Origin of the sequence: Chryseobacterium sp. W4I1, from assembly GCF_030816115.1 — a bacterium.
Lineage (GTDB): Bacteria > Bacteroidota > Bacteroidia > Flavobacteriales > Weeksellaceae > Chryseobacterium.
Genome location: NZ_JAUSXQ010000001.1, coordinates 3,866,438 through 3,889,374 on the forward strand (window position 1 = coordinate 3,866,438; position 22,937 = coordinate 3,889,374).

Below are 22,937 nucleotides of genomic sequence, written 5' to 3' on the forward strand. Positions count from 1 at the left end.
TATAAAGATGGATTTTATAGATAAAGGTTAAATGCCTTTAACACTATAAACTTAGTGATATTTTTTATATTCCTAATTATTTGGTAGAATGTTTTAATTTTTTTGCATTAGAAAATGCTTTTGTTTTTAAATAAGAAAAGTTAATGCATTTAAACAGCCATCTATCAATTTTGTAATTATAGTTCGTTTGGTATGCAAATTCTTTAAAATCTATTTGTAAATTGGTGTGTGATTAATTCATTTCTATTATCTTCGTTTAAGATTTTTCCTTTAAATATTGACTTATTACGAGGAAATGACTAAGATTTGCCGAAAGGAATAATTTTCTTATTTCTATTTAGTCTAATCGTTAAAGTTGATTTGAATCATAGATTAAAAAAAACTTAAACACTGATTCATATGTATTTATTTAATAATTTTGTAACATAAAATTTATATAATGGGAATTATTTTAAAGCCTATAGATGTTGTAGATGATATTACTCAGGAAGAGTTTATGGAAAAATATCTAAAGCCCAGAAGGCCCGTTGTCATTAAAAACATGGCAAAAAAATGGCCCGCCTATCAAAAATGGACGATGGATTATGTAAAGGAAGTGGTAGGTGATGTAGAAGTTCCTCTATATGATTCAAAAAAGGCCGATCCCGCAGCTCCCATCAATACGCCCACTACAAAAATGAAGTTCGGAGATTATATAGATCTTATCCAAAGAGAGCCTACCGATCTGAGAATTTTCTTTTTTGACCCGATAAAACACGCCGGTAAATTGATGGATGACTTTATTGCTCCAAAAGAACTTATGGGTGGTTTTCTTGATAAATATCCTTCCATGTTTTTTGGTGGGAAAAGTTCTGTGACTTTCCTTCACTTTGATATTGATATGGCGCATATTTTCCATACGCATTTCAACGGAAGAAAGCATGTGAAGCTGTTTGAATATAAATGGAAAGAAAGACTTTACAGGCTACCGTACGCAACATACGCGCTGGAAGACTATGACATTGATAATCCTGATTTTGAAAAATACCCTGCCCTGGACGGTGTAGAAGGAATTGAATGTTTCCTTGAGCACGGGGATACGCTTTTCATGCCTACCGGATGGTGGCACTGGATGAAATATCTGGACGGAAGTTTCTCTATTTCTCTCAGAGCATGGGACAAGTCCTGGGCAGTGAAAGCTCACTCTTTATGGAACCTGACTGTACAGCGTAAATTTGATGATATTATGAAGTCTAATTTTAAGACTAAATATATGGACTGGAAAGAAAAAGCAGCCGTTAAGACCGCAGAAATGGCCCTAAAAAGAGGCTTACCAAAATAAAGACAAAAAAGACGTTTCACATTGAAGCGTCTTTTTTATTGTTGGGTACTTACAAGAAGTTCTTCCATATTTCTCGTGACCTCATTACACGAAAAACAGGCTTCTTTTCCATCCTGGGAAAACCATCTGCACTGAGACCGGATCGGGCAAAAGAACAACTCTTTTTCCTTATGGGTGTCCAGATTCTGAACTTTTTGAGATAAGGAACATTTGGATTCTTTAGCGTTCCACTGTGCACAGCCTTTTTCTACGCACTTTCCGGTAAAACGGAATCTCTGTTCGAGACTGTTTTTATTCTGATTCTGATCCAGGAAATCTTCTGTGACAGTAAGAGGTGTTATGAACTGTACCTTCCCGTCTTTGCCGACTACCCCAAAAAGCTGTGCCCCAACTTTTCCTACATAACTGGGACACCTCTTTTTTGAAGAACGGGAATCAGCCTCCATAATTTTTTATTTGAGCCTGAATGTCTTTAACCTGGCTATGGATATCAATCCCCGGTTTGAAAATAATGATTCCCCAAGGAAACCAGTCTTTAATTTTCAGCGGTCTAATCAAACCTTTGAAATCCCGGTGAGCTCCAAAAGCCTGGGTATTGTCAATCTTTGATAGTTCGGAAAGAACAACGCTCTGAATTCCTCTGTCGATGTTTTTCAACTGCTCATCTGTAAGATCTACGCCTTCCAGTGAAACGAAAAATTGCTTTTTAGTGGCCATAACTATAGTTTTTATTGGTTTATAAAGCAAATTTCGGCAGAAGGAGACCAAAATACATAAGGAAAAACACCCATTGTTTACAGGTGAAAACACTTAAAATTAAATACTGAATATCAACAATTTAACTTATAAATTAAGGATTATAATATTCTGTAAACCGGATATTGTCTGAACGTTTTTTCTTCAAAGTAGGGAGAATTCCGGTAGATCCAGTCCAGCTGGGCGGTTCCATCGTTTTCAAATTTTTTATCTGATGCTTTTTTAGCCTCAAAAGACTCTTTTAATTTTTTATCGGTCTTCAATAATTCTGATGCCGTGTCTTCAAAAATATAGGCTGAATAATATTCTTTCTGAGCAAAAATTCCATCAAAAAAATTCCAGTTAAAAAATGAGTCTAAAGCCTCAGGTTCAAGTGTTTCAATGACATATTTTACACCAGGCTGATCCGTTGGAATTACATAATCTCCTGCTAAGAAAGTTTGATTTTTTTTGGCTGTTTCCACACTTGTATCGTAATGAAGATAATGTCCTTCGTAAGGGTTTTTAACGGTTTTAAAATCTTTGATCTTATAAGACTCAACGGTTGCCGTGCTGTCTTTTTTAAGAACAGTCATCCGGATTTTATTTCTTTGCAGTTCTTCAATGACACGATACTGGGACTGTGGAACCACGTAGTATTTAGGAATCGTGATATATCCAGTAGGAACGGCTGTCATAAACAGTTTGATCTTCCTGGTAAAAGGTTTGTTTCTGTCGTAATATAGCCTTGGTTTTCCGGAAATATCGCTTGGTTTATAACTTCCTTCATACCCTTTAAAATCCATGGTAGAGAACTTTGTAGAATCTATTTTCCAGCGGATTCCGTACTGCAATCCGGCCTTGTACTGCTTTAAGTTATCCAGACGTAGCTGTTTTACTTTTCTATAATCTTTGTCTAAATTCTGGAGGTTGACCAGCATATATTTGTAGGTAGCATCCACTCTTTTGTCATAAGGCTTCAGCATATGGGTTTCAGGAACCGTTCCCAAAGAATTAAAAAGAGAGGTATATCCTGTCGAATATCTTGGGGAATCTTCAAAAGCGGCAAATCCTTCATCAGGAACATCTCCATGAATATTTACATAAGGCGTGCTTTCATAACCTAACTTCTTCATCGCTTCAAGATTTTTGGCCTGATAATCATTGTAAAAGTAAGCGCCTAATGTATTTCCAAGACGTTCTTTAAAGGTAGAAATATAGGTGAAAGTATACTGATAATCAGCTCCATTACTCACATGGTTGTCTATAAAAACATCCGGCTGCAGCCACTGATAAATGGTCTGAAAACTTCTGGCATTCTTTGAATCTGCTTTAATGAAATCCCTGTTCAAGTCATAGTTTCTGGCATTTCCTCTGAAACCATACTGTTCCGGCCCACTTTGATTGGCTCGGGAGAAAGAGCCCCTGTTAAGCATTCCGCTCACATTATAGGCAGAAATGGCAGTCACAATAAAGTTTTGCGGCGTTTTTATCTTTCCTGTAGCAAGATCCCTCATAAGCATCATGGTGGCATCTATTCCGTCCGGCTCACCCGGGTGAATTCCGTTGTTTACAAATAAAACAGCTTTATCTTTTCTCAGTTTATCAAGATCTTTTTCAGGAAAAGGATTGTAAATAACGACATAAATAGGCTTTCCATTATCGTCTTCTCCTTTTTTAAGGTATTGAATGGTATTAAAACTTTTAGCCAGGTTCTGATAGTAGCTGTTCATTTCATCATAGGTCACCGTTTGGTTTCCGTTTCCTTTTTCAAAAGGAGTCTGAAATGAGTTTTGGGCTAAAAATAAGGATGTGCTTAGGAATATTAAGAGATATTTCAGTTTCATTGAAGCAGTTTTTGGACTTCAAAATTACTTAATATGATTTGGGTGGGAAAGGGAAATTACGGATTTGTTAGGCTCTGTCCCGTGAGGTTGAATTATCGCAAGGGCGAAAGGTTTTTGATCCTGATTATGTTTTTAAAAGGCGCAAGAAAACAGAAAATTTCCTTTGGATAATATGCTGTTTGAAAATATGCTTAATCTTTGGAAAACAGCTATTTATGTTGAGCTTTTTATGGATTAAAATCTTATAGGTTTTGGAAACCTATAAGGTTGGAGTATGTTGATAAGTTCTGATTTATTTTCATAAGGCTTTATTTCCTATGATGTCATTATTCCTGCCCTTTTCATCAGGGTACAGGGATGGAAGCGGATCACTCTGCCAGAATCCTTTGGTATTGACATCCATCATAGATAAAGCTCCCGTAAAAGCGGCTCCGGTATCCATATTCCATACGTTGGCTTTATGGGCAGGATGTTTAATTCCGATGTCTATTGTGGGCGTATGCCCGATAAATATCTCATTGTATAAAAGCAGCCTTTTCGGGTAGAGTTGTGAGTTTCTTTCCAATTTCTTGTCCATTGCGACTGCGGTTTCCCAAAGGGTTCTGTCCCAACGGTAATTGCTGGAATAGACTTCTTTTTCAGGGCCGTGCATGGAGGAATATCCTGCATGAATAAACAGACGGTTTTTATCATCTACATGATAGCTTTTCATCCGCTGGAAAAATTCAAGATGGAGTTCCAGATCTTCCAGTGAATAGTCATTGTAACTGTCAACCGTGCTTTTTCCGCCATTGAACAGCCATACATCAGGACCTTCTCCCAGTGACAGCCAGTCTTCACACCAGGTATCATGGTTTCCCTTGATGAAGATGCATTCCTGTTTTTTGGAAAGCTCCATCAAAAAACGGATGACCTGAGAAGATTCGCTCCACCCATCCACATAATCTCCCAGAAAAATAAACTGATCTTCTGCTGTAACTCCTGCCCGTTCAAAAACCTGCTGTAAGGCCTTAAAACCTCCGTGAATGTCCCCGATTACTAATGTTCTCCCCATTTTACTTTGAAATGTATTTTGCATCCACAAAATCTGTCAGCCAGACCTTGTTGGCCGAAAGATAGAAAAGAATTCCGTCTTCATGCATTTCTTTGGTTCTGATGGTCAGAATAACCGGTTTTCCGTGCCGCATTCCTACTTTGGTTGCTGTTTCTTTGTCTGCACTCAGATGAACATGCTGTCTGGCTCTTTTTTCGATTCCGCCGCCCAAAATAGAAGAAATATTCGATTCTGCGGTTCCGTGATACAGGAAATCAGGTGGCTGTGCAGCTTTCAAGGCCAGATCTATATCAATGGAATGTCCCTGACTGGCTCTGATCCTGGTTTTGTCTTCATTAAAAGCAAAGCGCTTTTTATTATTGGTTTCCACCACTTCTTCCAGCTCTTCGAAGCTGAAATGCATCCTGCCTTTTGCAGATTTTGTAATCAGTTCATTCACTTCTGCCCAACCGTTTTCATCCAGTGTCAGCTGAATAGTCTCGGGTTGATGTCTCAGAATAAGGCTTAGAAATTTGCTTATTCTTTTGTTTTCTATTTCGTTCATGGTTTTTTGTCTTTAATTCATTAATTTTTTCTGAAGCTTTTCACATAAAACTTCAATATCATCTTTTCTTACTAGTTCGGAAACCCATGCTTCCGGAATATTTTCAAATCCATAATAGATCCCTGCAAGTCCTCCGGTGATAGCTCCCGTGGTATCTGTATCTTCTCCTAAATTCACTGCCTTTAATACTGCTTCGGCATAGATTTCGGAGTTGAGAAAACACCAAAGAGAGGCTTCTAAACTGTGGAGGACGTAACCGGAAGAACTTATTTCCTCTTCCTGCAAAGTATATAATGGAGCTACGTCATATTCTCCTACTTTTAATTCTAAAATCCGGTGAAATTTATCCATTTCATTTTGGGAACAAATAGGATTATGATCTAAAAAGTTTCTAACTTTTTCCTGCATTGTTCTGTACGCCTCCCACTTATCTTTTCCTTTCAAAATTTCTACAGCCAATTCCAAATAAATAAAACAAGCCAAGGCAGAACGGATATGCCCGTGAGTAATAGAGGAAACATCCTTTGTAATATCAAACCGCTTCTCAATAGGGAAATCCCTAATATAAAATAATAATGGCATGATCCTCATTAAAGAACCGTTTCCATTATCGAACTCTGAATTTCCTCCACATAAAGTAGGCGATACCCCTTTACTAATTCTGTGAATGGCTTGTGAGGTAGCAATACCAATGTCAAAAACCCTTCCATGAGGAGTCCAGATTTCAGCATTGTACCATTGAAGGAATTTCAGAGCCATATCTTCCAAATTATATCCACTACAAAGACTATCTGCAAGACACAAAGTCAAAGAACCATCATCACTCCATGTTCCGGCTGGTTGATGATGTGTTCCTAAAGCTCTCATTTTTGTCACGGGTGAACGTTTTAATTGCTCTCTGCTCCTGAACTCTACAGGAACCCCGAGCGCATCACCGATGCACACTCCAAAAATTCCGGCTTTAACAATGTTTTCCATTATGCTAAATTGACAAGTTTCTCAAACAGCAATTTCATTCCTTTAGTTGCGGATTCTTTCATCACTACAGCTCTTTGTCCATACCCAAATCCGGTTTCGTTGGGATTGATGACTACCAGCAGGCTGTCGTCTTTGATCTCATGAATCAGCCCTGCCGCAGGATATACTTGCAGAGAAGTTCCGATTACCACAAGAATATCCGCTTCTTTTACCTTTTCCTGTGCTGTTTTGTACAAAGGAACATCTTCACCAAACCACACGATAAATGGTCTTAACTGAGCGCCATCTTCCGCTTTGTCACCAATCTTGATGTCTCCTTTTTCCTCATAGATCAGGTTTTTATTGTTGCACGAGCAAGACTTGAACAATTCTCCATGAATATGAAGAACATTCGTAGATCCCGCTCTTTCATGCAGGTCATCTATATTTTGGGTAATGATCTGAACATCAAAATATTTTTCCAGTTCTGCGACCAATCGATGAGCTTCATTAGGCTCGACTTCATGAAGCTGTCTTCTTCTCTGGTTGTAAAATTCCAGCACCAGCTCCCTGTCTTTTCGCCATCCTTCTGGACTGGCTACATCGGTTATATTATGATTTTCCCAAAGACCATCTCCGTCTCTGAATGTCTTTATTCCACTTTCGGCGCTGATTCCTGCACCGCTTAATATGGTTAGTTTTTTCATTTGTTTTAATCTAATAATTTTTTGTAAATTTTTTCATTGTCATCATCAAAGCAGACAAAAATAACTTTCTCAATGCTATCTGACTGAAAATTTTTTATTGTTTCTACGGCAATTTTTCCGGCCAGTTCTTTTGGAAACTTATAAATTCCCGTACTGATGTTGGGAAAAGCAATGGTTTTAATCCCCAAACTTTCCGCCAGTTGTAAGGAATTTCTATAAGAGTCTTCCAAAAGCTTTGAGCTTTTATCTTCTTCTCCGTTCCAAACAGGTCCTACCGTGTGAATCACATACTTTGCCGGAAGATTTCCCGCTGATGTAACCACAGCTTCTCCAGTTCTGCATTTTCCCTGCCTGTTCCTGATCTGGATACATTCTTCAAGAATCTGCTTTCCTCCAGCACGATGAATAGCTCCATCTACTCCACCGCCGCCTAGCAGTGATGAATTGGCTGCGTTGACGATAGCGTCTGCTTGGATTTTTGTGATGTCTCCTTTTATCAATTCAATTTTCATGGCAATTAGTTTTCATCTAATCTTAGCTTTTCATTTAAACTTTCCTGATCAAATAACAGCGGTTTTTCCTCAGGAATAATCAGATTGTCCAAATCATCCTTTAAAACAAACTTGTACTGCTCTTTTACAAAATCTGAAATATCTTCAATTAACAAAATGTCTTCCCTAGCAAAAGAACGTATAAATTCATTTCTTAAACCGATTTGTATGGCTCTTCTCTCCAGCTTATTCCCAAAAGGATCATGATCCGGGTCCCATTGTAATCGCACAGAAGATTCTTTCACCTGATCCTGCCATTCTTCACGGGAAACTTCTAATCTATCATTATAAGTAGAATAGACTGCATTCTCCAAATACCTTTTAAAAGCAGACATTTTTAGATGAATCGCCAAGACATATTCTTGGCCTTCTTTATTTCCCCATCCGTTTCGATACATCATCCAAAGGAAATTAGGTTTTATCCATGTCATTCTTTCCAGACTAAATTTTCCTCCAAAATATTGATTTTCAAACGCAAAAACTCCAATTTCCTTACGGTAAGACTGATAGACAATTATTTTATCTTCATCATATTGAGCCATGATGTGATAGCCTTTTTGAGGCCAATCCTGTAGTTGTTCTTTATATTTTTTTAATTTAATTTTCATGATATGGTTTCGAACAGCTTTAGCATCTCTTCATTTTTAGTCAAGACTGCAAAAACCACCCTTTTAAATTTATTTTTATATTATTCAAAGTCATAAACATATACCGGGATACTATTTCTGACTAATGTTTCTTCAATAATGGGTTCTATCTCGTCCCATTTTCCTCCTGCTAAGCCACAGCCAATTCTCGGCATATGTACTTCTGCATTAAGTTTTAAAGCGTCAAGAGCTAGTTTTTCCAAACATTTTTCTACAGCTTCGTATCTGATCGGTGGGATTCCGTTGGAGTTGGTTATAATTTTATGCTGACTAATCATATTGCAAACCCAAATATCCTTTTCAACCTGAACCATCTGGATTTCTCCAAGACCAAACCTCTCTCCGCTCTTAAACCATTCCCTATACTCTTTCTCTGGCTGTTTCCATCTTTTAGAAATCGCCATTACAAAACCTTTTCCCCAACCGCCAATATCATTACAGATATGGACGATAATCTTATTTCCTTCGGATTGAGGATTGGTCGCGTCTCCTTTTAAATAGTGTATCTCTTTCATTCGTTCTTTAGCTTTAAGTCAAGAGGTATTGTTTTCATAGTTTTTGTTTTTAAATAATCGCTCCTATTTTATGAGCCAGTTCAGCTGGCAATGGATACAATTTTTCAATGGGTAATAATTTTTTTGCTTTATCATATGCTCCTGATTTGGTAAAATTTAAGATTTTTTTGACCAAAGGCGTATAATCTTCAATTTTAACGATCCATTCATTATTAAATTCTTCAATCAGATACCGGCTGATGCCTACCTGAATGGAACGGTATTCCAGTTTATTCCCTTTAATATTCCTTTCCGGATCCCACTGTACATAAATCTCAGCCTTTTCAAAGTCTTTTTCCCAGTTTCCCGGATTGGGATATACCCTTTTTTCAGGAGAAGTTAAAATGGCTTTGCTTAGCGCTTTTTCCCACGCTTCTCTTTTGATATGGATGGCCAGCGTACATTCTTGCCCGGATTTTTGTCCGTAATTACTCCGTTCCATCATCCATAGAAAGGAAGGCTTGATCCACGTCATCCTGTTAAATGAAAAAGGAGCAGAAAACTTCTGATTCATCACGGCAGATTTTGCAATCTGCTCATTGTATGACTGGTATATCACAATCGTATCTCTGCTGTAATCTGCTCTTATTTCAAATTCTTTCATCATCGTATTGGTATTCGGCTCCTTTCTGCCATTAAATATAAAACCATTATTTGATTTAAAAAATTGGTTTAAAGTCTTTTGAAAACGGAGAATAGGATCCGTAGACTTTATTAAATTTTGTTTTTAATTTTTCTATTTTAAATTGCTCTTCGGTCTGATCAAGACACGTAACAACCAGGTTCTTTTGTGTGGCTGAACCATAAGCGCCATCCAAAAGAAGGGCATAATTCAGCAGATCATAATCCAGTTCTCCAAAACGGAGCTCTTTCTGATAATCATTAAAGACACAAGTTTCCTCTTCATTATTCTTCAGGAGTACTTCCTTTTCACCGCTCATCCAGCCACTTCCGTGACGGGTTGAGTAATTTCTGGTCACATAATACATCTCAATAACCTCTATTTTCAAAAGCCTGCAGATCTCAAAAGCATTTTTCGAAGTGGTATTCGCGTAAGTCACATTCGGAAATACGCCGTGATCCATATCCAGAAGAATTCCCTGGCTGCCTTCAAAAATGAGGTTTTCAAATGAATTCAGGTAGTTATAATCATCTATTTTCCAATCGATCTGATCTACCGCATTTAAGAAATCATGCATCGCTTCTTCCAGCTGATTTCCATCCATAAAGCCGTAGTAATAGGCTATTCCTTTCAATTTTTCGATCAGCATTGATCTTGGAGCTATTAAATCGGCTGCAAATAGTTTGTACGGGCTTTCATGTCTTTTCATCGTTGCTCCGATTCCTTTTCCACAAGTTCCGTGCTTCAGGATTTTTGCATTGGTCCTGTTTTGCCAGACATCAAACGGAGTGGTGACTTTCGCCAGCGGATGAATATGCAGTTCTGTATTTCCGTTTTTCTCCATTAATTCCTTTCTTTCATTGAATAAAAATACAGGATGAATGGTGCAATGTTCCGTAAAATAAGACGGCAACCCACGCAGGGCTCCACTCGCAAAACTGGAATGAATGTGCTTTTTACCATCAATCATTACCGTATGCGCTGCCTGCTGCCCTCCTGAAAACCTGATGACAACAGACTCAGGGTTTTGTTGCGCGAGAAAATCTGTAGTGATTCCCTTTCCTTCATCACCAAAACCCAAGCCTATTACTATTTGTGCCTTTTTCATGACTTAAAACATTTGAATATGATCCAATCCGCCTCCTTCTGCTGGTCTGAACGTTTCATTTTTAAACCGGTCACAGATGACTACTTTTATAACATTTGGAATGTCTCTGTGATCAACTATTGATAAACAGTTTTGTCCTAATAATTCCTTCCAGCCACTATTTGCTCTCATCGCCTGATCAGAATGCAGAACATTGATGTGATACACCTCGTATCGCTTTTTCGCTTCTTCCAGTAACTCAAAATGTGTGTAAGTATGCTGTCCCGCTCCCATAATTTCCCTGATCGCGGATGCCGGAAGTGTTTTTAAGCAAGGCTCATCACCTACCGTAAACAAAATCCCTTTCTGGTTTCTCTTTTCAAATGCATCGGTTCTCGTATGGAAAGCGGCAAAATACCACGCCAACAGATAACTTTCTCCTGCATTTCCACCACCACCGGATTCAATATAAGTACGGGTCAGCCACATATCCAGTTCCTCATCTCCTGATTCAAACTGCCCGACCTGCAAAGGAAAGGCGTCACATTCATGGTCTCCGATTCCTAAAAATAAAAGCGCCGGATCCGGAACACCTCCCTGGATAATTCCTCCCATTAACTTAGGAAGTCCTTCTTTAATAAGTTCGTGCGGAATATGTCCCATACTTCCCGTCACATCCAATCCTAAAATGATAGGAACAGAGTTCGGGTGTACGGAAGAATCTCTCGATTCTCTAAAAGAAATTCCGTTAGGGTTCATAGATTCATGAGCGCTTCTTTCTGCATTCTGAGTGAAAATTTCACCTGCGGATTTAGTTCCGTAACCTGCTTTTCTTGCTCTGTCAAAACGAGCATCCATATCGTATCTTGTACTTCCCATAACTAAAATGTTTTACCGAATAAATATTCAAATCTCTTTACGGCGACTTCCAGCTGAATATTTAAATTTCTGATTGTTAATGAATATTCTAAATCTTTCTGAACAAATGCTTCCGGCTGAAAATCAGCAAATGTCAAGCTGTTCCTGTCTAAAGGGCTGATATCGATGAGGCCTTCCTGCTCACGCTCCAGCCGCTTTATTTTCAGTTCAATGTCTTCCACCCTGCGCCTGTAGATCAATTCGGAATCTGCTCCAATGGTACGTGCACGGTCTTCTCTGATCTGGTCATTGTTTCTCTGTAATGACTCGATGAATCTCGGTTTTAGTTCTTCTTCCATTTTTATTGTTTTGTGTTGTTTTTACGCTAATTAAAAAAGGCATAGTTATGCTTATCCTTTTAAAGATTACTACTCATTGGAATACATCACATCCGTTCTCAAAACGTATTTATTTCCGCTCATCAGGGTTTTCCCTTCATGTCTTACCGGATGATAAAAAACCAATGCTGATCCTTTTTTAGGAGCTACGGTGAACAGGTTTTCAAATTCAGTTTCTCCGCCTTCAAAATCGTCATTCAGATAGATCATGAACGTATAGAAACTTTTTTCATTTTCATTCCGGATATAGCTTCCGTCCCTGTGCATTTTGAACCGCTGTCCGGGAGAATATTTATAAACCCTCAACATTTCATTAAAATTCTGAAGTTTATAGTTCTCATGTTCCTGAGGAAGAAATTCTGCTGCTTTTTTGAAAAGATCTTCTGCTAACTCGTTATCAAAAACCATCAGTCGATCATTGTTCCGAATCCCTTTGCTCATCATCTGGCGGCCATTCATATTGATCTTCGCTTCTTCAAATACCTTTTCCTGAGCCATTGCGATATATTCATCACAGGCAGCGGAAGTCAGAAAATCTTCGATCAGAAAGATCTGTGGGTGAAGTTCTATCTTTTCCATAATACTATTTTGTGTTTAGTGGCTGTGTTTTTACCTTCTCAATTCGTCTCTTACTTCCATTAAAGCAAATCCCAGCAGATTTTCACCATCCCAAAGTTTTGGATCAAGAGCTCTGGTATCTGTTTCCAGCATTCCGATTCCCCAGATTTTGTCATAAGGACTGGCTTCTACTAAAATCTTATCATCAGTTGCCAACAGAAAATTCTGAAACTTTAGATTTTGTGAGAATTTCAAAAGATTGGCGCTCTTTACGATTTCATATTTATGTTCGTCCCAAAGTTTCGGGTCAAAATTCTTCACTTTTCTTCCTAAGCTTTTAGCTTCATTAGGCGTTTCGGATTTTAAAACTTTCCGTAAGATTTCCTGATCATTAAACAGTTTTGCTTTTCCGGCCATCATATAATGTTCGGCAGTTTTATAAAAAGTTCCGTTTTCTTCAAACTGAATAGGAAACCATTGACTGAAGCATGATTTGGTGATCTCATGTTTTACAGTGTGCCCCCAGAAGAATAGAAATTCAAGTTTCTCTTTTCTCTGAAATTTTTCAATAATATTTGGTAAGGTGTATTTCATGATTGTGTTATTATTACGCAAATGTAAAACAATATCATATTACAGCCAAATTATATTTGCGTTATTTTAACACTAAATATTTAAAACATTGATTATCAATATTAAAATTTAATTGTTTTGATTGTTTTTTTAAACACAAATGACACTAATGTTTTCACAAATAACACCAATATACAACAAACTAAAATTTTAGTTATGTTGTTTTAAATGATAAAAAGGGAGGTTTTTGATGTAAATCTAAACTTGATTCGGTTTGAGTAAAGATTATTTGATTTCGAAATAGAAGCCTTCTTTTTCCAGTTCTTCATATTTCTCCTGATTGAATGTGAACAGTTTTCCGGGTCTTCCGCTGCCTTCTTTTTTAACGTTGTTGGTTTCATTAAGCAGGCCATAGCTCATGATTTTTTTACGGAAATTTCTTCGGTCTATTTCACGTCCGACGATGGTTCTGTACAAATTTTCAAGGTCTGAAAAAGGAAATTCTTCATTGAGAAGATTAAAGCCGATTGGCTGGTATTGGATCTTGGTACGAAGTCTTTTTAACGCAATATCAATAATACTCTGATGATCAAAAGCCAGTTTGGGAAGTTTATTTACACTGAACCACTGTGCGTCTTCGGCATCAGAATCGGCAAAGAGTTCATGATAGGAAGGGTTCACAAGGCCCAAATAAGCCACGGAAACCACTCTGTTTCTCGGATCGCGGCCTACGTTGCCAAAAGTATAGAGTTGTTCCAGAAAATCGGGCTTTATGCCTGCTTCTTCGTGCAATTCTCTTTTAACCGCATCATCCAGGTTTTCATCATCCAGAACGAGACCGCCGGGAAGCGCCCAGCCTCCTTTGAAGGGCTCTATCTTTCTTTTGATTAATAGGAGCTGAAGATCCTGCTTATCAAAGTACCCGAAAATGACGGCGTCTACCGCAACTTTTATTGCCTGCATAGTTAATTTGCGTTATGAATACACAAAGGTACAATTTATAAATGACATCAAAAAAACAATTGACTGCATAATAAAACTAACTAACTTTATTTCACATTAACTCATTTAAAATTAACTAATTATGAAAAATCTATTGTTATTATTTTCAATTGTTTTTCTTCTTACTGCCTGTGAGAAAGGAAAACCCGTGACAGAAAAAAGTTCCTCAAAAATGGATTCAACCGAATGGAAACCTGTAGATTCTGCTGCTGCCATGAAAGCGTGGATGGACTACGCTACCCCCGGAGAGCTTCACAAAATGCTGGCAAAATATGACGGAAACTGGACAGGATCTTCAACCATATGGATGGAATCGGATGGAAAACCCGCGACCAGTCAGGCTGAATGTACCAATAAAATGATCTTCGGAGGACGTTATCAGCAAAGCAATTACAAAGGAAGTTTTATGGGAATGCCTTTTGAAGGAATGAGCCTGATAGGCTATGATAATGCAAAGAAAAAGTTTGTAAGCACCTGGATAGATAATATGGGAACGGGTATTATGCATGCAGAGGGTGACTGGGATGCTGCTAAAAAGTCCCTTGAATTCAAAGGAAAAATGGCTGATCCTGCAAGACCCGGAAAAGAATGTGATTTCAGAGAAGTATACCTATTTACTGACGATAATAACCACACCATGGAAATGTACGGCCCCGACTCTAAAACAGGAAAAGAACACAAAAGCATAGAAATAAAATTCACGAGAAATAAATAAAAACCGGAGAAATCCCTTGTTTGAAACAGTGATTTTCCTTATAGATTTGAAGGCAGATATGCTCAACTTTGGTATAGAAAATAAAAATTTATACCATCATGAAAACATTATTAAGAGCCTTTATCGTGGTCATTATTATCATAGGAGGAGTTTTGATCATCGTTGTCGGGAAAAAGCCTTTCCCGGAACCTGAATGTCTCGTATGCGGGATCAATCTTATTAGAACATTAGGCATTGCCGAAGTGATTCTTGGCCTCGGTGCATTGGTGATACAAGCCAATCTCACGGAGAAACAACGAACTTTCTGAAAAATAAAAGACCGGTAGAAATTACCGGTCTTTTTTATATTAATCGTTTAGTTTTAATACAGCCATGAACGCTGATTGCGGTACTTCTACTCTACCAATCTGCTTCATTTTCTTTTTACCTTCTTTCTGCTTTTCAAGAAGTTTACGTTTTCTGGAGATATCTCCACCGTAACATTTTGCGGTAACGTCTTTTCTTAAGGCTTTGATGGTTTCTCTGGCGATCACTTTCGCTCCCAGTGCTGCCTGAACTGCAATATCAAACTGCTGTCTCGGGATCAGTTCACGAAGTTTCTCACACATCTTTTTACCGATATAGTAAGCATTACTGTCGTGAATCAGTGAAGAAAGGGCATCTACCATGTCTCCGTTGATCAGGATATCCATTTTAACCAATTTGGAAGAACGCATTCCTATCGGAGAATAATCGAATGACGCATATCCTTTGGAAATAGATTTCAGACGGTCATAAAAGTCGAAAACAACTTCTGCCAAAGGCATATTGAATGTTAATTCTACCCTGTCTGCCGTTAAATAACTCTGGTTAACAATCTCTCCTCTTTTTTCAATACAAAGTGTCATTACTGGACCTACAAAATCTGACTTAGTAATGATAGAAGCTTTAATAAAAGGCTCTTCTACTCTATCTAAAATACTTGGGTCCATCATTTCTGACGGGTTATTGATCAAAATTGGAGTGTCAGGTTCTTTTTTAGAATATCCATGGTATGAAACGTTGGGTACTGTGGTAATAACGTTCATATCAAACTCTCTGTCAAGACGCTCTTGAACAATTTCCATGTGAAGCATTCCTAGGAATCCGCAACGGAAACCAAAGCCAAGTGCGGCAGAACTTTCCGGCTCGAAAACCAGTGAAGCATCATTCAGTCTTAATTTTTCAAGTGAGAATCTTAATTCTTCAAAATCTTCAGATTCAATAGGATAAATTCCCGCAAATACCATTGGTTTTACTTCTTCAAAACCATCGATTGCCGAATCAGCAGGATTTACAAAAGAGGTAATGGTATCCCCTACTTTTACTTCTCTTGCGTCTTTAATTCCTGAAATAATATAGCCTACATCACCACATTCAATGGTCTTTTTCGGAACCTGTTTCAGTTTCAAAGTTCCTACTTCATCAGCGCCATATTCTTTTCCTGTAGCGAAAAATTTTATTTTCTCGTTTTTAGAAATACTTCCGTTGACTACTTTGAAATACGCTTCAATTCCTCTGAACGGGTTGTAAACTGAGTCAAAAATAAGGGCCTGCAGTGGTGCTTTAGGATCTCCAACCGGAGCAGGAATTCTGTTGACAATCTGCTCAAGCAAATCATGAACTCCCTCCCCTGTTTTTCCTGAAACTCTAAGAACATCTTCATATTTGCATCCTAAAAGTCCCATAATTTCGTCGGTAACTTCTTCTGGATTTGCAGATGGAAGATCTATTTTATTAAGAATTGGAATAATTTCCAAGTCATTTTCTAATGCTAAATAAAGATTACTGATGGTCTGTGCCTGGATACTCTGTGCTGCATCTACAATAAGAAGTGCTCCTTCACAAGCAGCAATAGAACGGGAAACTTCGTAAGAGAAGTCTACGTGTCCCGGGGTATCGATAAGGTTTAAGATATATTTTTCTCCTTTATACTCATAATCCATCTGGATCGCGTGAGACTTGATGGTAATCCCACGTTCTTTCTCCAAATCCATATCATCCAAGGTCTGAGACTGCAGTTCTCTCTGAGTAACCGTATTGGTGTACTCTAAAAGACGGTCTGCCAAAGTACTTTTACCGTGGTCAATATGAGCGATTATGCAAAAATTTCGTATGTTTTTCATTTAAGAACGTTGTAATTTGCAAAGATAAAAAAATGCAGGAGATTATCTCTCTTTAATTTTCCGTGTGAAATTTATTTTTCGAAGACGTAAGCGCCTGTTAAAGAATCTATATATACCTTCGAAGATGTTGTCGTCTTTGCACCGGTTATTGCCGCCGTGTGAGATGTTCCCGGATCAAGAGCCCCTCCGACAAGTGCTCCGACTACACCGCCGGCGAGTGCTCCTACCATCATTCCTCCCGTCATCTTTTGAACGGAAAGCTGTGCTCTTGATGAAATGATATAAAATCCTTTATTTCCTTTTACCATTTCTACAAATCCTGAAGGTATACCGCGGTATGCTTTTCCGGAATCTACATAACAGAAAACTTCACTGAGCGGAACTGAAAGATCTTTGTATTTCACATTCATCAGTCTTCCTTTTTTATTTTTAACAATAGAATAACCTGGCTCCGGCTTCTGATCGTAGAAACTTTTAAAATTTTTATAAACACCATCTGCCAGTTGAGGCTCATTATAAGCTTTAAAATTTTTATTGAGATAAGGACTGTAATTGCCCAATTCATTTTCAGGAATCATAACCCCTAAAACAGTCCCGGAATAAGAGCCTTTAATAAATTCTGAGAACACCTCGGAGATCTGCTGAGCTAAAAATTTCGGCATATCCCCTGTCTTTTTCGGATCTGAAACGATCACATTTTCAAAACGGGTGATAAAGTAATATCTATCATTTCTTTTCAGAAAGCTTGATATTTTAATCCTTACTTTTCCAAAGGCTTCTTGTTGCCCCGGATCCTGCTCGTTATAAGCCTTCAGATCTTCCAGAATTAAAGTAATATCATTATTCCCTTTTACTGTATTATCCTTTGAAAACCAGGTTTCGAATTGATTTTTTAAATCTCCATCAGCAAAATTTATGTCTGATGTGCCTTTTTTACCGGTAATAGTCCCAATAGTTTTATCATTCCGGTTATCTATGAAAGTTAAGGATTTGGTAAGGCCTTTTTTATCTTTAATATTCTGATTAAGTTCAATAATTTCTTTTTTTTGGGCAGATAAAGCCATTGAAAATAACAGGAAGAATACTATTTTTCTCATTTTGTTTTTTGTTTTATTTGTAAAGATAAAAAAGAGAGACATTCTATCTCTCTTCATATCAAAATTACATTCAATATATTTTTATTCTTCAGAAAAGTCATAAATCAGAAGTTTCAAAACCACATCAGAGCGTTTATCGCTATGTCTTATCTAGGTTTAACGAAATTTTCGGGTAAAATATATTCTCCCGTAAGTTTATCAATTCCTATTCTGTAATACGCTTCATTCTTTTTGCGGATTTTTGCAGCAGCAATATCTATTACTACAGCAGCAACCAAACCTCCAATAACACCGGCAGCACCTGCTCCTACAATAACAGGAGTACTGTTATACTGTGGAAAAATTTCTTCCTGAGATGCCATTATGAAAATTCCGTCATTATCTTTTTCAATTTCGATAATACTTACGGGTGTTTTTTTATAAGCAATTCCGTTATCAATAATTGCATAAACATCTTTACCAAGATTATCGTAACCATCGACTCTTTTCACGCCTCTAATTACACCATCTTTATTCTTTTTTACTGCAAATTCTTTATCCGGTTTTTGTTCAGCAAATGATTTATAATCTTTATAAACACCGTCCGTAAAAGTTTCAGAACTATAAACTGATAAGTTTTCAGGTATTATTTTTTCATAATTTCCAAGATCGGTTTCTAAAATAGGACTATTGAGTCCGGTTTCAGTGTATGAATCTTTGATAATATTGGCTAATTCTGATGATATTCTAGCCGCTATAGCTCTTGTAATATAGGCATGATCTTTCTGTGGATAATCTTTTGAAATGGTCCGTTTTTTCAAAAAATAATAATGATCATTTCTTTTTAAAAAGGTAGAGATTTTCAATTCAAGATGTCCCATAACGGATCTTTCAGTTGGTATATCATTAACTTTTAAATTTTCCAGCACAAGATAATATTGAATATTTCCCTGTACCTTATTATCTTCTACAAACCAATCAGAAAATAATTTTTCCAAATCATCTTTTTCAAACTTTACTTCAAAAGGTTCTTTTCTGTGAGAAACTATTCCTATGTTTTTATCTTCCCTCCTGTCTAGCAAAGTAAGAGATTTTGCAAAATGTTTTTTATCTTTTATGTTCTGTCTCAGGTCTATAAACTGCTCTTTTTGAGCAAAAATAAAGTTAGAGAATAATAGAAATAATAATTTTTTTTTCATTTGTTTTTTTTAATTCGTCCGTAAAAATATGAATTTGCTTTAAAACTAAACGGCTCTCACAAACAATTGTCTGTAAGAGCCGTCCAACATTAAAAAAATAAACTATTATGGGTTTTGTTTGGGCCTTGCCGTGTTATCATGCCCGCTGTGAGGTTTTCTTTCATTCATTTTATCTCTCATCATACCCTCTGACTGGAACAGTTTTAATACTTTCTGGCAGGGAATTACCTGCTGCATTTTATCAGCATACCTCTTTCTATTATCTAACAGCTTTTGCCCTACTTCAAAGCTCTGCTGGAGCTTTGCCTTGGCTTCATCATCCGATAAAGTTTCAGGATTAAAATGAGGATCAAACTGACCTTTTATCTGTTTCTGATTTTCAAGATATTCATTATATAGCTGTGTAAATTCTGTTTTATCATTGGCATCAATTTCAAGACTTTCCAACACCATATTATTTCTGAATTTCTTGAGAAGCTCTTTTCTTTCTTCCGGAGAAAGATTGTTGATTACCTCTTTTCTTTGTTTAGGGTCCATCTTTTTCCAGTCATAATCTGTAGTCTGGGCATTTTGTGCATTCAGACCAAAACCATAAATAATAAAAAACGTAAATAATATCTTTTTCATCTTTCTTAATTATATAAATCTAAATAAACGTCCTGGGTAGAATTGCTTGCCAGTTCTGATATTTCAGAGTTAGAAAAGGAATCCAGATATTCATTCATTTTAGTATCTTCTTTTTTAGAGGTTGCTTTCACAGGCTTTCGTTCCGTTACATTTTCATTTCCTTTCTCTGGAGTATATGAAACCGGTTTAGTCGACTGATTTGCAACTGTTTGATTATTATTTTCAACAGAAGTTAAATCTGCTTCCAGCGTTTCATAAGCACGTTCACTTTCTGTTTTAGGCTTCTGCATATTGGAAGCATATGACTGAGGATTCAACATGTCTTTTGCCGGATCGTTGTCAGAATTAAAAACATACGTTGCCCCGAATATCAAAACCAGTGATGCCGCTGCGGCATACATCCAGTTAAGCTTGAAAACAGGTACTTTTTTCTCTGTTTTCACTTCGTTCATTACGTTGTCCTGGATGTTTTGAAACAAATCATCCGGAACTTTGTAAATATTCTTTCGTTCTAGTTTTTCTATGTCGAACTCTTTCATCTTGGGTGGGTCAAAAATTATTTTTCGTAATTTTCTTTAATAAATTCTTCTATTTTCTGTTTGGCATAATGATAATTCGTCTTTAAAGTCCCTACAGACATATCTACAATTTTAGATATCTCTTCATAAGGCAGATCATCATAATACCGCATCATAAATACCAGTTTCTGCTTTTCAGGCAGGCTTTGTATAGCGTTTTGGAGCAGCAGCTGTATTTCTTCAGCATCTCCTGCTGTATTGTCTGCTACCAGATTCTGCATATAATACTCCGGATCTTCATCCGTCTTCTGCATTTTCTTCATCTTGTTGACCTGCTGTAATGCCTCGTTGGTGGCAATCCTGTAAAGCCAGGTATACAGCTGGCTGTCATTTTTGAACTGGTGAAAATTCTGATAAGCTTTAATAAATGTCTCCTGCAGCGTATCCTGGGCAAGATCTCCATCTACAATAATTCTTCTGATATGCCAGTACAACCTGCTCTGATAAGCATCCATCAAGGCACGTACCCCTTTTTCCTGGGTCCGTGGATTCTGCATCAACGAAATAATTTCCGCGTCCTTAATCTTCATAAGATGCTTTCACTGTTTTGGATTACAAAAATAACCGAAAGTTAAATTACTTATTCAATTTTCAGTCCAAATATTTAAAATAATATCAGATGTTTATGCTGTGAGCCTTAAGCAGTAGGGAATAGGGGGCTGCTTATAAACTTCAGGCTTCTTTCTTCCATCTTCCTTTAAAATCTTATCTTTGTTAGATGCAAATTGTAATCATAGGTTCCGGAAATGTGGCCTACCATATGGCAAAAGCTTTCAGTCTTAAAAAAATTCCATTGCTGCAGATTTTTGGCAGAAATGGAGAAGAACTGAAGAAAATCTCTCAAGAACTGGATGTCCCATATTCTACGGAACATCTGGAGGATGCGGATCTGTACATCATCTGTGTAAGTGATGCTTCTGTGGAAAATGTATCTAAGGTTATCACCAAAAAGGACGCACTGGTTGCCCACACTTCAGGATCTCTTCCCAAAGAAATTCTATCGGGGGAATACAGAAAATCAAGCTTTTATCCTTTGCAGACTTTTTCAAAATCGAAAGAGCTTGATTACGAAAAGATCCCATTTTTCATAGAAACTGAAAATGAAAGGGATAAGGAGATTCTTTTTGATCTTGCTTCCAAAATTTCACAAAATGTAATGGAAAGCAACCACGAAAAGAGAAAATATATTCATCTTACAGCTGTTTTTGCCTGCAATTTCGTTAATCATCTTTTTGCAAGAGCCAAAGAGATTTCTGATTCGCAGGAAATTCCTTTTAGTTATTTTCTGCCTCTTATTGATGAAACAGTGAAGAAAATTCATGAAATTGAACCTAAGGATGCCCAAACAGGACCGGCAGTAAGAAATGATGTAAGAGTGCTGGAATTACATGAGCAGTTATTAAAAGACGAAAGTCTTGAAATTTATAAGACAATGAATCATTCTATTCAGAAAATGTATGAGTTATAAAGAGAAATTAAAAGATATTAAAGCGTTTGTGTTTGATGTAGACGGAGTATTTACGGATGGAAGTGTGTATCTGATGCCCGGAGGAAATATGTGCAGGGTAATGAATGTCCTGGACGGATACGCTGTTGTTAAAGCATTAAAAAACAATTATTTAATAGGTGTCATTACGGGCGGAAATGATGATATGGTGAAACACAGAATCAATTATCTCGGAATAGATGATTATTATCCAAAATCCCACAATAAGATGGCTGATTTTGAAGATTTTAAAAAGAAATATAATCTTAAAAATGAAGAGATCCTTACGATGGGTGATGATCTTCCGGATATCCATATTATGGAAAACTCTGCAATTGCTGCGTGCCCCGAAAATGCCGTTCCTGAAGTGAAAGGCATATCGAATTACATTTCTACCAAAAAAGGCGGAAGCGGTGCGGTACGTGACGTCATAGAGCAGGTAATGAAGGTTCAGGGGAACTGGCATGATGATAATACCCAATCTGTATAAACTCTTTTTATGAAATTACTTTTAGCATCCCAGTCACCGAGGAGAAAAGAACTGCTTACTAACTTAGGCTTTGATTTTGAAGTGGTGAAAATAGACTGTGAAGAAATTCTTCCTGAGCATATCAAAATAGGAGAAGCCGCAGCCTATCTTTCTGAACTAAAGGCAAGGGCATTCAGAGAATTAACTGCTGATGAAGTTTTATTGACTGCTGATACTGTCGTGGCAGCAGATGGACAAATCCTTGGAAAGCCAAAAGATGAGAAGGATGCCAGACAGATGCTCCGAATGCTTTCCGGGAAAACGCATCAGGTGTACACCGGAATCAGTATAAAAACCACTGATAAAACCATTACAGAAACCGATGTGGCAGATGTAGAATTTGATGAAATTACCGATGATGAAATAGATTATTATGTTCAGAATTATAAACCTTTTGATAAAGCAGGAAGCTATGGCATTCAGGAATGGCTGGGTATGGCAAAGATCAGAAAGCTGAGCGGAAGCTTTTATACAATCATGGGGCTTCCTACCCATTTGGTTTACAAAATTTTGAAGGAAATATAAATCTTATTCATTACAAAATTTTGTTATTTTTACAAAATCATCA

Annotated in this window: 29 protein-coding genes; 6 read left to right on the top strand and 23 right to left on the bottom strand. The window is 37.2% G+C overall.

The window, feature by feature from the left end; all coding sequences use genetic code 11:
• Window positions 1-439: 439 nt before the first annotated feature.
• Window positions 440-1,321, top strand: a complete 882-nt coding sequence (locus tag QF044_RS17965; RefSeq protein WP_307270225.1) for a cupin-like domain-containing protein — start codon at window positions 440-442, stop codon at window positions 1,319-1,321.
• A gap of 35 nt (window positions 1,322-1,356) precedes the next feature.
• Here the strand turns inward: QF044_RS17965 and QF044_RS17970 are convergent, their stop codons facing one another.
• From QF044_RS17970 to QF044_RS18050, 17 genes are all read right to left on the bottom strand, one after another.
• Window positions 1,357-1,767: a hypothetical protein gene (locus tag QF044_RS17970; protein ID WP_307270228.1), complete on the bottom strand. Its 411-nt coding sequence runs from the start codon at window positions 1,765-1,767 to the stop codon at window positions 1,357-1,359.
• Window positions 1,757-2,038: a hypothetical protein gene (locus QF044_RS17975; RefSeq protein WP_307270229.1), complete on the bottom strand. Its 282-nt coding sequence runs from the start codon at window positions 2,036-2,038 to the stop codon at window positions 1,757-1,759. The genes QF044_RS17970 and QF044_RS17975 overlap by 11 nt, the downstream gene beginning before the upstream one ends.
• 140 nt (window positions 2,039-2,178) lie before the next feature.
• Window positions 2,179-3,903, bottom strand: a complete 1,725-nt coding sequence (locus QF044_RS17980; protein WP_307270232.1) for a hypothetical protein — start codon at window positions 3,901-3,903, stop codon at window positions 2,179-2,181.
• A 298-nt stretch (window positions 3,904-4,201) separates the two neighbouring features.
• Complete coding sequence (locus tag QF044_RS17985) at window positions 4,202-4,957, bottom strand: metallophosphoesterase family protein (protein ID WP_307270234.1); 756 nt, start codon at window positions 4,955-4,957, stop codon at window positions 4,202-4,204.
• Window position 4,958: 1 nt separating this feature from the next.
• Entirely contained in the window at window positions 4,959-5,501 is a 543-nt protein-coding gene (locus QF044_RS17990; RefSeq protein ID WP_307270236.1) for an RNA 2'-phosphotransferase, read from the bottom strand.
• 12 nt (window positions 5,502-5,513) lie between these two features.
• A complete protein-coding gene (locus QF044_RS17995; protein WP_307270239.1) occupies window positions 5,514-6,479 on the bottom strand; it encodes an ADP-ribosylglycohydrolase family protein in 966 nt (321 codons plus the stop codon).
• Window positions 6,479-7,165: an NAD-dependent deacylase gene (locus tag QF044_RS18000; protein ID WP_307270241.1), complete on the bottom strand. Its 687-nt coding sequence runs from the start codon at window positions 7,163-7,165 to the stop codon at window positions 6,479-6,481. Before QF044_RS18000 ends, QF044_RS17995 begins: the two co-directional genes overlap by 1 nt.
• Before the next feature lie 5 nt (window positions 7,166-7,170).
• Window positions 7,171-7,677: an O-acetyl-ADP-ribose deacetylase gene (locus tag QF044_RS18005; RefSeq protein ID WP_307270244.1), complete on the bottom strand. Its 507-nt coding sequence runs from the start codon at window positions 7,675-7,677 to the stop codon at window positions 7,171-7,173.
• A gap of 5 nt (window positions 7,678-7,682) precedes the next feature.
• Complete coding sequence (locus QF044_RS18010; RefSeq protein ID WP_307270247.1) at window positions 7,683-8,324, bottom strand: DUF4291 domain-containing protein; 642 nt, start codon at window positions 8,322-8,324, stop codon at window positions 7,683-7,685.
• Between the two features lie 80 nt (window positions 8,325-8,404).
• Window positions 8,405-8,878 carry a macro domain-containing protein gene (locus tag QF044_RS18015; RefSeq protein WP_307270250.1) on the bottom strand — a complete coding sequence of 158 codons (474 nt, stop codon included), beginning with the start codon at window positions 8,876-8,878 and terminating at the stop codon, window positions 8,405-8,407.
• A 49-nt stretch (window positions 8,879-8,927) separates the two neighbouring features.
• Window positions 8,928-9,524, bottom strand: a complete 597-nt coding sequence (locus QF044_RS18020) for a DUF4291 domain-containing protein (protein ID WP_307270253.1) — start codon at window positions 9,522-9,524, stop codon at window positions 8,928-8,930.
• A gap of 52 nt (window positions 9,525-9,576) precedes the next feature.
• The gene (locus QF044_RS18025) at window positions 9,577-10,647 is read right to left on the bottom strand and encodes an adenylosuccinate synthetase (protein ID WP_307270255.1); all 1,071 of its coding nucleotides are present in this window, start codon (window positions 10,645-10,647) and stop codon (window positions 9,577-9,579) included.
• 3 nt (window positions 10,648-10,650) lie between these two features.
• Window positions 10,651-11,505, bottom strand: a complete 855-nt coding sequence (locus tag QF044_RS18030) for a hypothetical protein (protein WP_307270259.1) — start codon at window positions 11,503-11,505, stop codon at window positions 10,651-10,653.
• A 2-nt stretch (window positions 11,506-11,507) separates the two neighbouring features.
• On the bottom strand, window positions 11,508-11,843 hold the full coding sequence (locus QF044_RS18035; protein ID WP_307270261.1) for a hypothetical protein: 336 nt from the start codon (window positions 11,841-11,843) through the stop codon (window positions 11,508-11,510).
• 69 nt (window positions 11,844-11,912) lie between these two features.
• On the bottom strand, window positions 11,913-12,461 hold the full coding sequence (locus tag QF044_RS18040; protein WP_307270264.1) for a 2OG-Fe(II) oxygenase: 549 nt from the start codon (window positions 12,459-12,461) through the stop codon (window positions 11,913-11,915).
• A 30-nt stretch (window positions 12,462-12,491) separates the two neighbouring features.
• Window positions 12,492-13,034 (bottom strand): NADAR family protein, encoded by a 543-nt coding sequence (locus QF044_RS18045; protein ID WP_307270266.1) that lies wholly within the window; start codon window positions 13,032-13,034, stop codon window positions 12,492-12,494.
• Window positions 13,035-13,298: 264 nt separating this feature from the next.
• Window positions 13,299-13,976 (bottom strand): NUDIX domain-containing protein, encoded by a 678-nt coding sequence (locus tag QF044_RS18050; protein WP_034724489.1) that lies wholly within the window; start codon window positions 13,974-13,976, stop codon window positions 13,299-13,301.
• 121 nt (window positions 13,977-14,097) lie between these two features.
• Here QF044_RS18050 and QF044_RS18055 point away from each other — a divergent pair, with 121 nt between their 5' ends.
• Both QF044_RS18055 and QF044_RS18060 read left to right on the top strand, forming a co-directional pair.
• A complete protein-coding gene (locus QF044_RS18055; RefSeq protein WP_307270268.1) occupies window positions 14,098-14,730 on the top strand; it encodes a DUF1579 domain-containing protein in 633 nt (210 codons plus the stop codon).
• Window positions 14,731-14,828: 98 nt separating this feature from the next.
• On the top strand, window positions 14,829-15,038 hold the full coding sequence (locus QF044_RS18060) for a hypothetical protein (RefSeq protein WP_034724485.1): 210 nt from the start codon (window positions 14,829-14,831) through the stop codon (window positions 15,036-15,038).
• A gap of 39 nt (window positions 15,039-15,077) precedes the next feature.
• On the opposite strand, the gene lepA is transcribed toward QF044_RS18060, so the two are convergent.
• From lepA to QF044_RS18090, 6 genes are all read right to left on the bottom strand, one after another.
• Entirely contained in the window at window positions 15,078-16,874 is a 1,797-nt protein-coding gene (gene lepA, locus QF044_RS18065; protein ID WP_307270271.1) for a translation elongation factor 4, read from the bottom strand.
• Window positions 16,875-16,945: 71 nt separating this feature from the next.
• Complete coding sequence (locus QF044_RS18070) at window positions 16,946-17,971, bottom strand: hypothetical protein (RefSeq protein ID WP_307270274.1); 1,026 nt, start codon at window positions 17,969-17,971, stop codon at window positions 16,946-16,948.
• A gap of 146 nt (window positions 17,972-18,117) precedes the next feature.
• On the bottom strand, window positions 18,118-19,149 hold the full coding sequence (locus QF044_RS18075) for a hypothetical protein (protein WP_307270276.1): 1,032 nt from the start codon (window positions 19,147-19,149) through the stop codon (window positions 18,118-18,120).
• A gap of 105 nt (window positions 19,150-19,254) precedes the next feature.
• Window positions 19,255-19,776 carry a hypothetical protein gene (locus QF044_RS18080; RefSeq protein ID WP_307270277.1) on the bottom strand — a complete coding sequence of 174 codons (522 nt, stop codon included), beginning with the start codon at window positions 19,774-19,776 and terminating at the stop codon, window positions 19,255-19,257.
• Between the two features lie 5 nt (window positions 19,777-19,781).
• Window positions 19,782-20,315 carry a hypothetical protein gene (locus QF044_RS18085; RefSeq protein WP_307270280.1) on the bottom strand — a complete coding sequence of 178 codons (534 nt, stop codon included), beginning with the start codon at window positions 20,313-20,315 and terminating at the stop codon, window positions 19,782-19,784.
• Window positions 20,316-20,332: 17 nt separating this feature from the next.
• Entirely contained in the window at window positions 20,333-20,884 is a 552-nt protein-coding gene (locus QF044_RS18090; protein ID WP_307270282.1) for an RNA polymerase sigma factor, read from the bottom strand.
• 188 nt (window positions 20,885-21,072) lie between these two features.
• Here QF044_RS18090 and QF044_RS18095 point away from each other — a divergent pair, with 188 nt between their 5' ends.
• The 3 genes from QF044_RS18095 to QF044_RS18105 are packed head-to-tail and all read left to right on the top strand — an operon-like array spanning window position 21,073 to window position 22,894.
• Window positions 21,073-21,822, top strand: coding sequence for a Rossmann-like and DUF2520 domain-containing protein (locus QF044_RS18095; protein WP_307270283.1), 750 nt, complete (start codon window positions 21,073-21,075; stop codon window positions 21,820-21,822).
• Window positions 21,812-22,330: an HAD family hydrolase gene (locus QF044_RS18100; protein WP_307270285.1), complete on the top strand. Its 519-nt coding sequence runs from the start codon at window positions 21,812-21,814 to the stop codon at window positions 22,328-22,330. The genes QF044_RS18095 and QF044_RS18100 overlap by 11 nt, the downstream gene beginning before the upstream one ends.
• A gap of 9 nt (window positions 22,331-22,339) precedes the next feature.
• The gene (locus QF044_RS18105; RefSeq protein ID WP_307270287.1) at window positions 22,340-22,894 is read left to right on the top strand and encodes a nucleoside triphosphate pyrophosphatase; all 555 of its coding nucleotides are present in this window, start codon (window positions 22,340-22,342) and stop codon (window positions 22,892-22,894) included.
• The last annotated feature ends 43 nt before the right edge of the window (window positions 22,895-22,937 follow it).

What these genes read in the sequence shown, in the direction of transcription:
- QF044_RS18060 (WP_034724485.1), top strand. Translation starts at nt 14,829, where the DNA reads ATGAAAACATTATTAAGAGCCTTTATCGTGGTCATTATTATCATAGGA.
- QF044_RS17965 (WP_307270225.1), top strand. Translation starts at nt 440, where the DNA reads ATGGGAATTATTTTAAAGCCTATAGATGTTGTAGATGATATTACTCAG.
- QF044_RS18105 (WP_307270287.1), top strand. Translation starts at nt 22,340, where the DNA reads ATGAAATTACTTTTAGCATCCCAGTCACCGAGGAGAAAAGAACTGCTT.
- QF044_RS18025 (WP_307270255.1), bottom strand. Translation starts at nt 10,647, where the DNA reads ATGAAAAAGGCACAAATAGTAATAGGCTTGGGTTTTGGTGATGAAGGA.
- lepA (WP_307270271.1), bottom strand. Translation starts at nt 16,874, where the DNA reads ATGAAAAACATACGAAATTTTTGCATAATCGCTCATATTGACCACGGT.
- QF044_RS18050 (WP_034724489.1), bottom strand. Translation starts at nt 13,976, where the DNA reads ATGCAGGCAATAAAAGTTGCGGTAGACGCCGTCATTTTCGGGTACTTT.
- QF044_RS18090 (WP_307270282.1), bottom strand. Translation starts at nt 20,884, where the DNA reads ATGAAGATTAAGGACGCGGAAATTATTTCGTTGATGCAGAATCCACGG.
- QF044_RS18010 (WP_307270247.1), bottom strand. Translation starts at nt 8,324, where the DNA reads ATGAAAATTAAATTAAAAAAATATAAAGAACAACTACAGGATTGGCCT.
- QF044_RS18005 (WP_307270244.1), bottom strand. Translation starts at nt 7,677, where the DNA reads ATGAAAATTGAATTGATAAAAGGAGACATCACAAAAATCCAAGCAGAC.
- QF044_RS18035 (WP_307270261.1), bottom strand. Translation starts at nt 11,843, where the DNA reads ATGGAAGAAGAACTAAAACCGAGATTCATCGAGTCATTACAGAGAAAC.
- QF044_RS18075 (WP_307270276.1), bottom strand. Translation starts at nt 19,149, where the DNA reads ATGAAAAAAAAATTATTATTTCTATTATTCTCTAACTTTATTTTTGCT.
- QF044_RS18085 (WP_307270280.1), bottom strand. Translation starts at nt 20,315, where the DNA reads ATGAAAGAGTTCGACATAGAAAAACTAGAACGAAAGAATATTTACAAA.
- QF044_RS17990 (WP_307270236.1), bottom strand. Translation starts at nt 5,501, where the DNA reads ATGAACGAAATAGAAAACAAAAGAATAAGCAAATTTCTAAGCCTTATT.
- QF044_RS18030 (WP_307270259.1), bottom strand. Translation starts at nt 11,505, where the DNA reads ATGGGAAGTACAAGATACGATATGGATGCTCGTTTTGACAGAGCAAGA.
- QF044_RS18040 (WP_307270264.1), bottom strand. Translation starts at nt 12,461, where the DNA reads ATGGAAAAGATAGAACTTCACCCACAGATCTTTCTGATCGAAGATTTT.
- QF044_RS18100 (WP_307270285.1), top strand. Translation starts at nt 21,812, where the DNA reads ATGAGTTATAAAGAGAAATTAAAAGATATTAAAGCGTTTGTGTTTGAT.
- QF044_RS18015 (WP_307270250.1), bottom strand. Translation starts at nt 8,878, where the DNA reads ATGAAAGAGATACACTATTTAAAAGGAGACGCGACCAATCCTCAATCC.
- QF044_RS18080 (WP_307270277.1), bottom strand. Translation starts at nt 19,776, where the DNA reads ATGAAAAAGATATTATTTACGTTTTTTATTATTTATGGTTTTGGTCTG.
- QF044_RS18020 (WP_307270253.1), bottom strand. Translation starts at nt 9,524, where the DNA reads ATGATGAAAGAATTTGAAATAAGAGCAGATTACAGCAGAGATACGATT.
- QF044_RS18070 (WP_307270274.1), bottom strand. Translation starts at nt 17,971, where the DNA reads ATGAGAAAAATAGTATTCTTCCTGTTATTTTCAATGGCTTTATCTGCC.
- QF044_RS17975 (WP_307270229.1), bottom strand. Translation starts at nt 2,038, where the DNA reads ATGGCCACTAAAAAGCAATTTTTCGTTTCACTGGAAGGCGTAGATCTT.
- QF044_RS17980 (WP_307270232.1), bottom strand. Translation starts at nt 3,903, where the DNA reads ATGAAACTGAAATATCTCTTAATATTCCTAAGCACATCCTTATTTTTA.
- QF044_RS18095 (WP_307270283.1), top strand. Translation starts at nt 21,073, where the DNA reads ATGCAAATTGTAATCATAGGTTCCGGAAATGTGGCCTACCATATGGCA.
- QF044_RS18045 (WP_307270266.1), bottom strand. Translation starts at nt 13,034, where the DNA reads ATGAAATACACCTTACCAAATATTATTGAAAAATTTCAGAGAAAAGAG.
- QF044_RS17995 (WP_307270239.1), bottom strand. Translation starts at nt 6,479, where the DNA reads ATGGAAAACATTGTTAAAGCCGGAATTTTTGGAGTGTGCATCGGTGAT.
- QF044_RS17985 (WP_307270234.1), bottom strand. Translation starts at nt 4,957, where the DNA reads ATGGGGAGAACATTAGTAATCGGGGACATTCACGGAGGTTTTAAGGCC.
- QF044_RS18000 (WP_307270241.1), bottom strand. Translation starts at nt 7,165, where the DNA reads ATGAAAAAACTAACCATATTAAGCGGTGCAGGAATCAGCGCCGAAAGT.
- QF044_RS17970 (WP_307270228.1), bottom strand. Translation starts at nt 1,767, where the DNA reads ATGGAGGCTGATTCCCGTTCTTCAAAAAAGAGGTGTCCCAGTTATGTA.
- QF044_RS18055 (WP_307270268.1), top strand. Translation starts at nt 14,098, where the DNA reads ATGAAAAATCTATTGTTATTATTTTCAATTGTTTTTCTTCTTACTGCC.